Raw genomic sequence first — 13,535 nt, 5'->3', positions numbered from 1 at the left:
AGCCGGATCCGGGCTGAAGCGCGTCAGTCGACGGTCTTCAGGCAATGCTCCGCGCGCCAGCCGTGCAGCCAGTCGAGCGCGTCATAGAACTGCGCCTGCGTGCGTCCGACCCACAGCGCGTTGCGCACCTGCCGCTCGACGCCCTTCGCGTGATAGATCCGCCCCATCTCGCGCGCCGAATACAGCACGCGCGCGGTGCGCGGAATCCGCACGCGTTCGTACAGCGCGAACGCGGCCTCGAAGTCGCCGTCGGTCCGCGCGACGGCCGCGCCGAGCGTCACCGCATCCTCGAGCGCCTGGCACGCGCCCTGCGCGATGTATTGCGTCATCGGATGGGCGGCGTCGCCGAGCACCGTCGCGCGGCCCGCGCTCCAGCGCTCGACCGGGTCGCGATCGGCGGTCGCCCAGCGCTTCCACGACGTCGGCCGGTCGAGCATCTGTTTCGGCAGCGGATGAATGCCGTCGAAGTACGACAGCACTTCCTCCTTGCTGCCGTCGCGCACGCCCCAGGTTTCCTGCTCGCGGCTGTGAAACGTGACGACGAGGTTGTATTGCCGTCCGCCGCGCAGCGGATAGTGGACGAGATGGCAATGCGGGCCGGCCCACACGACCGGCGCATTGATCTGCAGGTTCTTCGGCATGTTGTCGACGTCGACGACCGCGCGGTACACGACGTGCCCCGTCACGCGATGCGCATCGCCGATCAGCGCCTGCCGGATCGCGGACTTCACGCCGTCGCAGCCGATTACCGCGTCGGCGCGATAACGTTCGCCGTGCTGATCGATCACGGTCACGCCGTTGCCATCCTGCTCGAACCCGCACACTTGCGTGCTGGTCCGGAATTCGATCAGCGGATGATCCTTGACCGCCTCGTAGATCGACAGATGGATGTCCGCGCGATGGATCACCGCATACGGGTTGCCGAAGCGTTCGCGATACGCGGCGCCCGTATCGATGCACGCGACTTCCCGCGCATCGACCGCATCCATCAGTTGCAGCCGGTCGGTGAACACCGCGCGGCCGCGCGCGGCCTCGCCGACACCCAGCGCGTCGAGCGCATTGAACGCGTTCGCGGCGAGCTGGATGCCCGCGCCGATCTCGCCGATTTGCGCGGCCTGTTCGAGCAGCTTCACGCGAATGCCCTGGCGCGCGAGCGCCAGCGCCGTCGCGAGCCCGCCGATGCCGCCGCCGATCACGAGTACGCGTCGGCCTGTATTGTTTGTCTCGTCCATGTCCGTCTCCTCCTTCGTGTTACGCGACGTAGTCCGGTTGCCGCTGCGGCTGCGCCGCCTCGAACGCCGGCTCGCGTCGCGCGTGTTCATGCACCGCGAGGCTGCGCGGATATGCGCTCAGGTCGCAATCCATCCGCAGCGCGTTCGCGACCTGCGGCACGAGGCACACGTCGGCGAGCGTCGGCGCCTCGCCGAAACACCACGGGCCCGTATCCGCGCGCGCGAGCAGGCGCTCGACGCCGGCCATACCTTCCGCGATCCAGTGCCGGTACCACGCATTCTTCTGCAGCGGCGTGACCTGCAGTTCGCTGTCGAGGTAGCGCAGCACGCGCAGGTTGTTGACCGGATGGATGTCGCACGCGATCAGCGTCGCGAGTTCCAGCACACGTGCGCGCTGCCGCGGTTCCAGCGGAATCAGCCGCGGCGCCGGATGAATCTGGTCGAGGTAATCGATGATCGCGAGCGACTGGCCGAGACGGAAATCGCCATCGACCAGCGCCGGCACCGACGCCGACGGATTCACCCGCGCGACGTAGCCGGCCTCGCGGTGCTCGCCCGTGCGGATGTTCACGGGCAGCGTGTCGAACGGCAACCCTTTCAGCGCGAGCGCAATGCGCACCCGATAGGATGTCGAACTGTTGAAGAAGCTATGCAGTTGCACGATGTGACCTTTCGAGGAAATCGAAGAACGCGCGTCAGACCACGCGCACGGCCAGTTCGCCGAGACGCTCGACGCCGACCTTCATCACGTCGCCCTTGACCACCGCGCCGACACCTTCCGGCGTGCCGGTGAAGATCACGTCGCCCGGTTCGAGGCGAAAGAACTTCGACAGGTCGGCCACCGTTTCCGCGACCGACCAGATCAGGTGCGACACGTCGCTCTTCTGCTTCGTCGCGCCGTTGACGGTCAGCCACAGGCCGGCCTGCTCGACATGACCGACCTCGCTCGCCGGATGCACGGGGCCGATCGGCGCGGAACGGTCGAACGCCTTGCCGATTTCCCACGGCCGGCCCATCTCGCGCATCTTCATCTGCAGGTCGCGGCGTGTCATGTCGAGGCCGACCGCATAACCCCACACGTGCTCGAGCGCGCGCTCGAGCGGAATGTCGGAACCGCCCTTGCCGATCACCGCGACGAGTTCAGCTTCGTAGTGGTAGTTCTGCGTCTGTGACGGATACGCCAAATCGAGCGTTTCGCCGTAGGCGACCGGCACGATCGAGTCGGCCGGCTTGCAGAAGAAGAACGGCGGTTCGCGATCGGGATCGAAGCCCATCTCGCGCGCATGGGCCGCGTAGTTGCGGCCGACGCAGTACACGCGACGAACCGCGAAGCGGGCGTCGCTGCCGGCGACGGGAAGCGCCACCGGCGCTTCGGGCGGGAAAACGTAAGTCATGAACGGCTCCAGCGTAGGCATGAAGGAAGGAACGCGCGCCGCCTCGACGGCGCACTGGACGAATCGGGGAAATCGGGAAAATCGGGCCAACCGGCGGCGTCAGTCGCGCGCTTCGCGCAGCAGGTTCAGCGCGGACAGCACCGGCCGGTCGGAATAGCTGAACAGCACGCTGTCGGACGACGCCGACAGCCGGACCGGCGCCCACGACGGCGCGACGAAGATGTCGTGCGGCTCGAATGCGAACGTGTCGCCGCCGATGTGCGCGGTGCCGCTGCCTTCGACGACGCAGTAGATCGTCGCGTCGGTGCTTCGGTAAGTGCGGCCGTCGAAGCCGGCTGGCAGGAACTGCATGAAGGTCGCGATCGTCGGCATCGGCCAGCCGCCCGTCGCGGGATTCACGTAGCGCAGCTTCACGCCGTCCCACGCGTCGAGCTCGCCGTTGCGGTACAGCGCGTCGAGGGCCTCGCGGGTGCGCGCGTACGGATAGCTGAACACCGGCGACGTCGGATCGCTTGCGCGGTGGCGCACCGGCACCATGTTGTGGCCGAAGCGCGCGAAGCTATCGCCTTCCGCGCGGCTGACGGGCTGCTCGGCTTCCGGATAGTTCTCCGCGAAGCCCGCGTCGAGGTACCCGACCAGCGGGATGTCGAGCCCGTCGAGCCATACGACCGGCTCGCCGCCGTCTTCCGCCGACGGGTTGCCGTGGTCGTGCCACGCCCACGACGGCGTGATGATGAAGTCGCCCGGATGCATCGTCGTGCGCTCGCCGTTCACCGCGGTCCACGCGCCCTTGCCCTCGACGATGAAACGCAATGCCGACTGCGTATGCCGGTGGCTCGGCGCGATCTCGCCCGGCAGGATCAGCTGCAGGCCCGCATACAGGCTCGGCGTCATGCTCGACTTGCCGGGCAGCCCCGGGTTCTCCAGCACCAGCACGCGGCGCACGGCTTCTTCCGCGCTGATCACGCCGCCGGCCTGCATCACCAGGTCACGCACCTGCGCGTACTTCCAGATCGCGGCCTGCGCGGCCGGCTGCGGCGCTTTCGGCACGAGGTTGTGCAGCGACTCCCACAACGGCGCGAGGCGCTGTTCGGCGATCCGTGCGTAGTAGTCGGCGCGCGACGTATCCGGGTGTCGGCTGGTCATGATGTCTCCTTGGGGCGGCCGATCGCGGTCGGCGCTGTGTCGGGTCGGGGACCGCGTGCTTCAGTCCGTTAGCGCATTTATATTCGACGCAGACATACCCGGTAAAATGGCGAAATCATCTAATCCATATTATTTCGGATATACCTTCCGACACGGAGCACGCGATGGACTGGACCTACCGGCTGCGATTGCGGCACCTCCAGGTGCTGCTGAGCCTGGCCAGCACGGGCAACCTGAGCCAGTCGGCGACGGCGCTGGCGACCACCCAGCCCGCGCTGTCGAAATGGCTGAAGGAACTGGAAGAGGATGTCGGGCTACCGCTGTTCGAGCGGCACGCGCGCGGCCTGCGGCCGACGGCTTACGGCGATGCGCTGATCGAGCACGCGCGCCGCGTGGAGGCGCAGCTCGACGTCGCGCGCGACGACATGGCCGCGCTGCGCGAAGGCGGCAGCGGCCTGGTCACGATCGGCACGTCGGGCGTCGCGGCGGCCGATACCGTGCCGCTCGCGGTGTCGCAGTTGCTGAAGCGGATGCCGCGCGCACAGGTGCGGCTCACCGAGAGCACGATGAACCAGCTGATGCCGCAACTCGCGCGCGGCGAACTCGACATCGTCGTCGGCCGCTCGGGCTCCGCGTCCGTCGATCCACACCTGCACGCCGAAGCGCTGTACGTCGATCCGGTGGTGTTCGTCGCGCGGCCCGATCATCCGCTCGTCGGCGCGGCCTCCGTCGGCTGGGACGAGGTGCTGGCCCACTCGTGGATCGTCTGGCCGTCCGGCACACCCGTGCACAACGCGCTGCAAGTCGCGCTGACGGCCGCCGGCCGCGTACAGCCGCCGCATTGCGTCGAATCGAATTCGTCGATCCTGAACCTCACGCTGCTGAACAACACCGACCTGCTCGGCGTCGCGTCACATCGTGCCGCGCGGCGCTTCGAGCAATTGAACGCGATCCGCATCCTGCCGATGCGGCTCGAGGGCCAGGGCGCGGTGTCGATGTACTGGCATCCGGACAGCGCGAATCGCGCGGCCGTGGCCGCCGCGATCGAGTGCCTGCGTGCCTGCGCGGCGCCGCAGGTGGGCGGATGGGAGAAAGTGAAGACGGAATGAACGGCGAGGCGGCCCGCTGCGAACCGGGCCGCCTCGCCTTGGCGCGTCAGGCGCCGTCGCAGGACGCCGTGTCGTCCAGCATCAGCGTGCCGACCCGCGCGGGCACGAGCGGCGTGCGCGGCACCGACGGCGTCCAGCCGAACAGCGCCTGCGCGGCCGCACCGCACACGCGGCCCTGGCATGCCCCCATCCCGCAGCGCGTCTGCAGCTTCGCGGCCGTCCAGCCGGGCGCCGGCGCGACCGCGTCGAAGCGCACATCCTCACAACGGCACAGCAGCGTATCGGGCCGCGCGAGCCGGCGGATCGGCTCGCGGATCGCGAAGCGTTCGCGCACCGCGTCCGCGAATGCCTGCCAGCGCGCGCGCTGCGCAATCAGCCCGGCCAGCGGCGCCGTCTGCCCGGTGGCCGCGCAGCCGGCAATCTCGCCTTCGACCATCGCCAGTTCGCTGCCGCCGACACCCGTGCACTCGCCCGCCGCGAAACAGCCGTCGCGGCTCGTGCGCTGGTGCGCGTCGACCACGACCGCGCCGTTCTCGATCCGGCAGCCGAGATGGCTCGGCAGCACGGTGTTCGGCACGAGGCCGAAGCCGCATGCGAGCCGGTCGCAGTCGACCTCGAATTCACGCTCGCCCTGCCGGATCCGCACGCGTTCGAGCCGCTTGTCGCCGAACGCTTCGACGACGTGTGCGCCGGGCCGATAAGCCGCCGTGACGAGTTTCGCGGCCTGCGCGAGTTTCGACGGCCAGCGCCACAGCCCCGCGCCGAAACCGGCGACATCGCCCCACGCAGCCTGTTCGAGCACGTGCGACACCTGCGCACCGGCCTGCCGGGCCGTCGCCGCGCTCGCGAGCAGCAGCGGGCCGCTGCCGGCGATCACGGTGCGCTGCCCGCGCACGTCGAGACCGTACTTGATCAGCGCCTGCAGGCCGCCCGCGCCGGTGACGCCCGGCAGCGTCCAGCCGGGAAACGGCAGCAGCAGCTCGCGCGCGCCGCAGCACACGATCAGCGTGCGGAATTCCAGCAGGAACCCGCGCTCGTCGTCCTCCAGCAGCAACGTGCCCGGCTGCGTCTCGGCGACGATGCGCGTGGCCGCCAGATGCGTGACGTTCGGCCGACGCAGCACGGCAAGGCGTTCCGCCGCGGCCGGCACCGGCGTCGCGGCCGCCGCCTGGCGCCAGATCTGCCCGCCCGCGCGCGGGTTGTCGTCGACGATCGCGATCGTCGCACCGCTTCGTGCGGCGGCCTGCGCGGCCGACAATCCGGCCGGGCCCGCGCCGACGATGGCGACGTCGACGCTGAGTCGTTCCTGTTTCATCGCGTGCGCTCCACCCGCATCCCGTCGCGGCACAGCGTCTGGCAAGCCAGACGACGGCGGCCGTCGATCGTCATCCTGCACTCCTGGCAGATACCCATACCGCAAAACGGCGCGCGCGCCGCACCCGTGCACGACACGCGCGTCGTGTCGTCGCCGCTCGCCGCGACGGCGGCCGCGACGGTCGCGCCGTCGGCCACCGTCAGCGCGCGGCCGTCCAGATGAATGATCATGTCAGCGCTCCGGCTACGGGGGACGTCGTCAGAAATCGTCCCGGCAAATACGGTTCGATGTCGATGGGCGGCCGTTCGCCGGTCATCAACGCGGCGACGAGCCGCGCGCTGCCCGGCGCGGTCGTCACGCCGAGCCCTTCGTGCCCGACCGCGAGCCATACGCCCGGCCGCGCCGGATGTTCGCCGAGCAGCGGCAGGCCGTCCGGGCTCGCGGAACGGAAGCCCGTCCATGCGCGAATTCCGTTCAGGTCGGCCAGATCCGGCAGGTAGCCGGCCGCGCGGCGCAGCATGCGCGCGAGAACCGGCGGCTCGACGCGCGCGTCCTCGGTGTCGAACTGGCGCGACGAGCCGATCAGCAGCTGGCCGGTGGGCCGCGGCTGCACGTTGAACGCGACCGACGTGCCGTCGCTTGCGTGCGCGCTCGCCGCATAGCCGAGTTCGACGAGCTGGTGCGACACCTGGCCCGGGTAACGATCGGTGATCAGCAGGTGGCCCTTCTTCGGGCGCAATGGCAATTCAGGCAACAGCGTGCGCGCGGCGACGCCGTTCGCGACGACCACGCGCTCCGCACGCAGCGTGTCGCCGCTCGCGAGCGTCACGCTCGGACCGTCGACCGCCACCGCACGATCGCGCCGCAACGTGATGCCCGGCGCGCGCTGCAACAGCCAGCTCGCGGCGACGGGCGCATAGAGAATCGCGTCGCCGGGGATCTTCAGCGCGCCGCCGAGGCCCGCGCGCAGCATCGGCTCCAGCCGCGCGAGCGTCGCCGCGTCGATCAGCTCGCCCGCCACGCCGTGCGCGGCGAGCGTCGCCTGCTTGGTGCGCGCGAGATCCATTTCGTGCGCGTCGGCCGCGAGCCACAGCGTGCCGCAGTTGCGGTACGCGCAGCCTTCCGGCATCTCGCCGGCGAGCGCGCGCCACAATTCGATCGAATAATGGCTCAGCGCGAGCTCCGCCGCGTTGTCGTCCATCGCGACGAGGTGCCCCATGCCGGCGCCGGTCGCGCCGCCGCTCGCGTCGTCGACGACGAGCACGCGCAGCCCGCGCTGCGCGAGTTCATGCGCGCACGCCGCGCCGACGATGCCGGCGCCGATCACGACGACGTCGGTCCGGGTCTCGCTCACGACACGATGCCCCAGCCGAACGGATCGTCTTCCTCGATCAGCAGCGTCGCTTCCGCGCTCAGGTGGGCGCTGCCGCGAATCGTCGGCACGATGCCGCCGTCGGCCTGCGCGTAGCTCGCCTGGAACACGCTGCCGATCACACTCGCCTGCCGCCACACGACGCCCGGTTCGAGCTTGCCGTCGGCCGCGAGGCACGCGAGCTTCGCGCTCGTGCCGGTGCCGCACGGGGAACGGTCGTACGCATGGCCCGGGCACAGCACGAAGCTGCGGCTGTCGTGCTCGGGATCGTCCGCGAACAGTTCGATATGGTCGATCTCGCCACCGTTCGCGCCGGTGATGCCCGCGCGTTCGAGCCCGGCACGCACCGCGGACGAATAGGCGGTCAGCGCCGCCACGTTGTCGCCGGCCACGCGCTGGCCGTGATCGCTGATCAGGAAGAACCAGTTGCCGCCCCACGCGATGTCGCCCTTCACGGGACCGTAACCGGGCACATCGACGTCGACGGCCTTCGCATGGCGGTACGCGAGCACGTTGCGCACGCTGACCGACAGGTCGTCGTGCAGCGTCGCCTCGACGGTGCCGACCGGCGTTTCGATCTGGTGCACGCCCGGCTCGATGCGGCCCATGTGATGCAGCGTGCGCACCACGCCAATCGTGCCGTGCCCGCACATGCCGAGGTAACCGCTGTTGTTGAAGAAGATCACGCCGGCCGCCGCCTCCGGCGACACGGGTTCGCACAGCAGCGCGCCGACCAGCACGTCGCTGCCGCGCGGCTCGAGAATGCACGCGGTGCGATAGCGATCGTGCTCGCGCGCGAGCACGTCGCGGCGCTCGGCCATCGTGCCGTTGCCGAGCGAGGGAAAACCGGACACGACGAGCCGCGTGGGTTCGCCGCCCGTGTGCGAATCGATGATCTGGATGCGCTTCATCATGAGCCGTTCGAAGTGGGGAAAGGAGCATAGCTTCCTCCGTCGCGCGTCCGTCCGCTTGTGGCTTTTCGATGAGGACGACGACGAAATCGGCATAGTGCGGAACGCGTGTCGCGGCCCTTGCGGCCACTGTGCCGATTTCGTCATTTTGCTCCGCGATACGGCTCAAGCGTGATGGGTGTTTGCACGGCGATACTGGTTGCACGTCGACGCGCCTGTCGTCGACCGATACGAAGCAGGAGATTGCAGTGAGCCGAAACGCCATCCAGCGGACCGGAGTTTTCCCCGCCCTCAGCCACCGGTTCGTACCGGACGCTTCCATCGCTTTCGACGCCGCGCACCGCGCCGAACGGAACCGCGCGAACCGCTGACCGATTTCCCCCGGCGGTGCGGCGGCCTCCCCCCGTCGCATCGCCACTTCCGTGTCCGGCATGGCCGGCACGGGCCCGTTCGCCGCAGCGCCTGCCCGTGCCGCACTCGAGCGGGCCCCGGCCCTCGCGGTCGTTCGAACCGGTCGCACGCCGGCCGGCAGGCGTTGCGCCTGCTGCGCCCCAGAGCGCGGCGCAGGCCGCACCTGCCCCGATATTTCCCAGGAGACAAACCCATGCCAGGTCAAGGCAACACACACCCGTCCGTCCCGCTTTCCCGTTCCGTGCCCGCCGACGGCGGTCACGGCAAGTTCAAGAAGCAGCTGTCGCTGACCGACCTGACGTTCATCGGCCTCGGTGCGATCTTCGGTTCGGGGTGGCTGTTCGCCGCGAGTCACGTGTCGACGATCGCCGGCCCGGCCGGCATCTTCTCGTGGCTGCTCGGCGGCTTCGCGGTGCTGCTGCTCGGGATCGTCTACTGCGAGCTCGGCGCCGCGCTGCCGCGCGCGGGCGGCGTGGTCCGCTACCCGGTGTTCTCGCACGGCCCGTTGCTCGGCTACCTGATGGGCTTCATCACGCTGATCGCGTTCTCGAGCCTGATCGCGATCGAAGTGGTCGCCGCGCGCCAGTATGCGGCCGCGTGGTTCCCCAGCCTCACCAAGGCCGGATCGAGCGACCCGACGACGATCGGCTGGCTCGTGCAGGCCGCGCTGCTGTGCTTCTTCTTTTACCTGAACTATTCGAGCGTGAAGACGTTCGCGAAGGCGAACAACATCATCAGCATCTTCAAGTTCATCGTGCCGCTGTCGGTGATCGCGGTGCTGTTCACGTTCTTCAAGCCCGCCAACCTCACCGCGCACGGTTTCGCGCCGTTCGGCATGCCGGGCATCGAGATGGCCGTGTCGGCCGGCGGCATCATCTTCGCGTATCTCGGCCTCACGCCGATCGTGTCGGTGGCGAGCGAAGTGCGCAACCCGCAGCGCACGATCCCGATCGCGCTGATCCTGTCGATCCTGCTGTCCACGCTGATCTACGTGCTGCTGCAGCTCGCGTTCATCGGCAGCATCCCGACCGACATGCTGGCCGCCGGCTGGCACGACGTGAGCAAGGCCTTCTCGCTGCCGTACCGCGACATCGCGCTCGCGCTCGGCGTGGGCTGGCTCGCGGTGATGGTGGTCGCCGACGCGATGATCTCGCCGAGCGGCTGCGGCAACATCTACATGAACGCGACGCCGCGCGTCGTCTACGGCTGGGCGAAGACGGGCACGTTCTTCAAGGTGTTCACGCGCGTCGACGAGGCATCGGGCATCCCGCGTGCGGGCCTGTGGCTCACGTTCGGCCTCGCGATCTTCTGGACCATGCCGTTCCCGTCGTGGGAAGCGCTGATCAACATCGTGTCGGCCGCGCTGGTGCTGAGCTACGCGGTCGCGCCCGTGTCGGTCGCCGCGCTGCGCCGCACCGCGCCCGGCCTGCCGCGGCCGTTCCGCGCGGTGGCGTTCGGCATCACCGGCCCCGCATCGTTCGTGATCGCCGCGCTGATCGTCTACTGGTCGGGCTGGGGCACGGTGTCCTGGCTGCTCGGCCTGCAGATCGTCATGTTCGTGATCTATCTCGCATGCCGCCGCTGGGTGCCGACCGCGCACCTGAGCCTCGCCGAGCAGGTGCGTTCGTCCGCGTGGCTGATCGCGTTCTACGCGGCCATGATCGTGCTGTCCTACTTCGGCGGCTTCGGCGGCACGGGCCAGCTCGCGCATCCGTACGACACGGTCGTCGTCGCGGCCGTCGCGCTCGTCATCTACTACTGGGGCGCCAATACCGGCATCCGTTCCGACAAGCTGCAACTCGACGACGACGAAGACTGACACACCGCTTTCCCCTTTTCACTCCGGCCGGGCGCCCACGCCCGGCCCCGCATTTTCCGAGGAAAACCCATGCAACTCACAGGTCAGCTCCTGATCGGCCAGTCGGCCATCGCCGGACAGAACGGCACCCTTCACGCGATCGCCGCCGCGACCGGCGAACCGCTCGAACCCGCATTCGGCGGCGCGAGCCTGCACGACCTGGAGACGGCCTGCGCGCTCGCCGACGAAGCCTTCGACACGTATCGCGAGACGAGCCCCGAGCAACGCGCGGCGTTTCTCGATGCGATCGGCCGCAACATCCTGGCGCTCGGCGACGACCTGATCGAGCGCTGCGTCACCGAAACGGGCCTGCCGCGCGCACGCATCGAAGGCGAACGCGGCCGCACGGTCGGGCAGCTCGCGCTGTTCGCGTCGCTCGTGCGCGACGGCGGTTACGTCGATGCGCGCATCGATCCGGCCCGCCCGGACCGCAAGCCGCTGCCGCGCGTCGACCTGCGCCTGCGCAACGTCGCGATCGGGCCGGTCGCCGTATTCGGCGCGTCGAATTTCCCGCTCGCGTTCTCGGTCGCGGGTGGCGACACCGCGTCGGCACTCGCCGCCGGCTGCCCGGTGATCGTCAAGGCGCACTCCGCGCATCCGGGCACGTCCGAGCTCGTCGGCCGTGCGATCCAGCAGGCCGTGCGCGAATGCGGGCTGCCGGCCGGCGTGTTCTCGCTGCTGTTCGACGCGTCGCGCGAAATCGGCCAGGCGCTCGTCGCCGATCCGCGCATCAAGGCCGTCGGCTTCACCGGCTCGCGCCGTGGCGGCGTGGCGCTGATGAACATCGCGGCCGCGCGCCACGAGCCGATTCCGGTCTATGCGGAAATGAGCTCGATCAACCCGGTGCTGCTGTTCCCGGCCGCGCTCGACGCGCGCCACGACGCGATCGCGCCGCAGTTCGTCGCATCGCTCGCCCTCGGCGCCGGCCAGTTCTGCACCAATCCGGGCCTCGTGCTCGCCGTCGACGGCCCCGCGCTGCGCGCGTTCGAAGCCGCGGCGGCCACCGCCGTGCAGGCGACCGTCGCGCAGACGATGCTGACGCCGCACATCCACGCGAGCTATGCGCAAGGCGTGGCCACCCTGCGCGCGCACGACGCGGTCGAACTGCTCGCGCAAGGCGTGGAAGGCGGTCGCTTCCAGGCGCGCGCGGCGCTGTTCGCGACCTCGGCGGACGCATTCATCGCCCATCCCGAACTGCGTGACGAAGTGTTCGGTCCGGCATCGCTGATCGTGCGCTGCCAGGATGCCGACACGCTGCATCGCGTGCTGAAGTCGCTCGAAGGGCAACTGACGATCGCCGCGCATCTCGCCGACGGCGACGCCGCGCTGTTCGCCGCGCTGCGCCCGACGCTCGAACGCAAGGCCGGCCGCATTCTCGTCAACGGCTTCGGCACGGGCGTCGAGGTCGGTCATGCGATGGTGCACGGCGGTCCGTTCCCGGCCACGTCCGACACGCGCACGACGTCGGTCGGCGCACGCGCGATCGAGCGTTTCCTGCGCCCCGTGTCGTACCAGGACGTGCCGGACGCGCTGCTGCCCGACGCCATCCGCAACCGCAACCCGCTGAACGTGCCGCAACGCATCGACGGCGTGCCGGCGCCCCGGGAAGCGCGCGATGTCTGAGCCGCTCGCCAAAGTCGTCCTGTCGCTCGATGAGGTCCATGCGCTCGCGCTGCGGGTGCTGACGCACCATGGGCTGTCCGATGCGCACGCGCGGGCGATCGCGGGCGTGATCACGCAGGGCCAGCGCGACGAGTGCCACTCGCACGGCGTGTATCGGCTGCTCGTGTGCGTGCGCTCGCTGAAGAAGGGCAAGGTCGACCCGCAAGCCGTGCCGACGCTGCGCCGGCTGTCGTCGTCGATCGTCGCGGTCGACGCGCATCGCGGCTTCTCGCTGCTGAGCTTCGAAACCGGCCTGCCGGCGCTCGTCGAGATGGCGAAGCAGCACGGGATCGCCGCGATGGCGATCAACCACTGCTACCACTTTTCGGCGCTGTGGCCCGAGGTCGAGGCGATCGCCGCCGAGGGGCTGGTCGGCATCGCGATGAACCCGAGCCACAGCTGGGTCGCGCCGGAAGGCGGCCGCGAGCCGGTGTTCGGCACGAACCCGATCGCGTTCGCGTGGCCGCGCCCGGACGGCGTGCCGTTCGTGTTCGACTTCGCGACGAGCGCGATCGCGCGCGGCGACATCGAGCTGCACGCGAAACAGGGCAAGGCGATCCCGCCGCACTGGGCGATCGACGCCGACGGCCAGCCGACCACCGATCCGAAGGCCGCGCTGCACGGCGCGATGCGCACGTTCGGCGGGCACAAGGGCTCGGCGCTCGCGGCGATGGTCGAACTGCTCGGCGGCGCGCTGATCGGCGACATGACGAGTCAGGAATCGATGGACTTCGACGAAGGCGTCGGCGCGACGCCGTGCCACGGCGAGCTCGTGATCGCATTCGACCCGAAAGTGTTCCTCGGCGACGATCTCGACGCGGGCCTCGCGCGCGGCGAGCGGATGTTCGCGTCGATCACCGGGCAAGGCGCGCGGCTGCCGTCGCAGCGGCGCTTCGACGCTCGCGCGCGCAGCATTGCGCACGGCGTGCGGATTCCGAAGGCGCTGTACGACGAAATCCTGACGCTGCTCGACTGACGCGCGATCGCCAGGCGCGGCTTCATCGCCGGCAGGACGGGCGATGAAGCCGCCGTCCGGTTCGACCGGCGTGTCCCGTGCCCGCATCCAGGCGTCCAATCCGGCGCCCGCTCGCCCGGCGCCCGCGGGCGGCCGCATGCCCGGCGGCT

At 69.7% G+C, this 13,535-nt stretch carries 12 protein-coding genes; 4 read left to right on the top strand and 8 right to left on the bottom strand.

What is annotated here, in order from left to right; translation table 11 throughout:
• Positions 1 to 23: 23 nt before the first annotated feature.
• The 4 genes from WS87_RS21655 to gtdA form a co-directional block, all read right to left on the bottom strand.
• The gene (locus WS87_RS21655) at positions 24 to 1,232 is read right to left on the bottom strand and encodes a 3-hydroxybenzoate 6-monooxygenase (RefSeq protein ID WP_059819638.1); all 1,209 of its coding nucleotides are present in this window, start codon (positions 1,230 to 1,232) and stop codon (positions 24 to 26) included.
• A 19-nt stretch (positions 1,233 to 1,251) separates the two neighbouring features.
• Positions 1,252 to 1,893 (bottom strand): maleylacetoacetate isomerase, encoded by a 642-nt coding sequence (maiA, locus tag WS87_RS21650; RefSeq protein WP_059818916.1) that lies wholly within the window; start codon positions 1,891 to 1,893, stop codon positions 1,252 to 1,254.
• A 34-nt stretch (positions 1,894 to 1,927) separates the two neighbouring features.
• Positions 1,928 to 2,626 carry a fumarylacetoacetate hydrolase family protein gene (locus WS87_RS21645; RefSeq protein WP_059525029.1) on the bottom strand — a complete coding sequence of 233 codons (699 nt, stop codon included), beginning with the start codon at positions 2,624 to 2,626 and terminating at the stop codon, positions 1,928 to 1,930.
• A 99-nt stretch (positions 2,627 to 2,725) separates the two neighbouring features.
• A complete protein-coding gene (gtdA, locus tag WS87_RS21640; RefSeq protein WP_059818915.1) occupies positions 2,726 to 3,772 on the bottom strand; it encodes a gentisate 1,2-dioxygenase in 1,047 nt (348 codons plus the stop codon).
• Positions 3,773 to 3,936: 164 nt separating this feature from the next.
• On the opposite strand from gtdA, the gene WS87_RS21635 reads away from it, so the two are divergent.
• Positions 3,937 to 4,881: a LysR substrate-binding domain-containing protein gene (locus WS87_RS21635; RefSeq protein ID WP_059689902.1), complete on the top strand. Its 945-nt coding sequence runs from the start codon at positions 3,937 to 3,939 to the stop codon at positions 4,879 to 4,881.
• Between the two features lie 46 nt (positions 4,882 to 4,927).
• On the opposite strand, the gene WS87_RS21630 is transcribed toward WS87_RS21635, so the two are convergent.
• Genes WS87_RS21630 through WS87_RS21615 form a run of 4 tightly spaced genes read right to left on the bottom strand, consistent with a single transcriptional unit; the run spans position 4,928 to position 8,479 of the window.
• Positions 4,928 to 6,196 (bottom strand): NAD(P)/FAD-dependent oxidoreductase, encoded by a 1,269-nt coding sequence (locus WS87_RS21630; protein WP_059818914.1) that lies wholly within the window; start codon positions 6,194 to 6,196, stop codon positions 4,928 to 4,930.
• Positions 6,193 to 6,426, bottom strand: a complete 234-nt coding sequence (locus WS87_RS21625) for a 2Fe-2S iron-sulfur cluster-binding protein (RefSeq protein ID WP_011658575.1) — start codon at positions 6,424 to 6,426, stop codon at positions 6,193 to 6,195. The genes WS87_RS21630 and WS87_RS21625 overlap by 4 nt, the downstream gene beginning before the upstream one ends.
• Positions 6,423 to 7,550, bottom strand: coding sequence for an NAD(P)/FAD-dependent oxidoreductase (locus WS87_RS21620; protein ID WP_059818913.1), 1,128 nt, complete (start codon positions 7,548 to 7,550; stop codon positions 6,423 to 6,425). Before WS87_RS21620 ends, WS87_RS21625 begins: the two co-directional genes overlap by 4 nt.
• Positions 7,547 to 8,479, bottom strand: coding sequence for a 4-hydroxyproline epimerase (locus WS87_RS21615; protein WP_059607857.1), 933 nt, complete (start codon positions 8,477 to 8,479; stop codon positions 7,547 to 7,549). Before WS87_RS21615 ends, WS87_RS21620 begins: the two co-directional genes overlap by 4 nt.
• 604 nt (positions 8,480 to 9,083) lie before the next feature.
• Here WS87_RS21615 and WS87_RS21605 point away from each other — a divergent pair.
• From WS87_RS21605 to WS87_RS21595, 3 genes are all read left to right on the top strand, one after another.
• Positions 9,084 to 10,709 carry an APC family permease gene (locus tag WS87_RS21605; RefSeq protein ID WP_059818911.1) on the top strand — a complete coding sequence of 542 codons (1,626 nt, stop codon included), beginning with the start codon at positions 9,084 to 9,086 and terminating at the stop codon, positions 10,707 to 10,709.
• 69 nt (positions 10,710 to 10,778) lie between these two features.
• The gene (locus WS87_RS21600; protein WP_059818910.1) at positions 10,779 to 12,371 is read left to right on the top strand and encodes an aldehyde dehydrogenase (NADP(+)); all 1,593 of its coding nucleotides are present in this window, start codon (positions 10,779 to 10,781) and stop codon (positions 12,369 to 12,371) included.
• On the top strand, positions 12,364 to 13,386 hold the full coding sequence (locus WS87_RS21595) for an Ldh family oxidoreductase (RefSeq protein WP_059818909.1): 1,023 nt from the start codon (positions 12,364 to 12,366) through the stop codon (positions 13,384 to 13,386). Before WS87_RS21600 ends, WS87_RS21595 begins: the two co-directional genes overlap by 8 nt.
• Positions 13,387 to 13,535 lie beyond the last annotated feature (149 nt).

Source organism: Burkholderia sp. MSMB0856 (assembly GCF_001524645.2).
GTDB classification, from domain to species: domain Bacteria; phylum Pseudomonadota; class Gammaproteobacteria; order Burkholderiales; family Burkholderiaceae; genus Burkholderia; species Burkholderia diffusa.
The sequence above is the reverse complement of the archived record's forward strand: the minus strand, read 5'-3'. Positions and strand labels throughout refer to the sequence as shown.

Excerpts from the sequence above, each read along its gene's own strand:
- WS87_RS21655 (WP_059819638.1), bottom strand. The coding sequence starts at position 1,232 with ATGGACGAGACAAACAATACAGGCCGACGCGTACTCGTGATCGGCGGC.
- WS87_RS21645 (WP_059525029.1), bottom strand. The coding sequence starts at position 2,626 with ATGACTTACGTTTTCCCGCCCGAAGCGCCGGTGGCGCTTCCCGTCGCC.
- gtdA (WP_059818915.1), bottom strand. The coding sequence starts at position 3,772 with ATGACCAGCCGACACCCGGATACGTCGCGCGCCGACTACTACGCACGG.
- WS87_RS21635 (WP_059689902.1), top strand. The coding sequence starts at position 3,937 with ATGGACTGGACCTACCGGCTGCGATTGCGGCACCTCCAGGTGCTGCTG.
- WS87_RS21630 (WP_059818914.1), bottom strand. The coding sequence starts at position 6,196 with ATGAAACAGGAACGACTCAGCGTCGACGTCGCCATCGTCGGCGCGGGC.
- WS87_RS21625 (WP_011658575.1), bottom strand. The coding sequence starts at position 6,426 with ATGATCATTCATCTGGACGGCCGCGCGCTGACGGTGGCCGACGGCGCG.
- WS87_RS21615 (WP_059607857.1), bottom strand. The coding sequence starts at position 8,479 with ATGAAGCGCATCCAGATCATCGATTCGCACACGGGCGGCGAACCCACG.
- WS87_RS21605 (WP_059818911.1), top strand. The coding sequence starts at position 9,084 with ATGCCAGGTCAAGGCAACACACACCCGTCCGTCCCGCTTTCCCGTTCC.
- WS87_RS21600 (WP_059818910.1), top strand. The coding sequence starts at position 10,779 with ATGCAACTCACAGGTCAGCTCCTGATCGGCCAGTCGGCCATCGCCGGA.
- WS87_RS21595 (WP_059818909.1), top strand. The coding sequence starts at position 12,364 with ATGTCTGAGCCGCTCGCCAAAGTCGTCCTGTCGCTCGATGAGGTCCAT.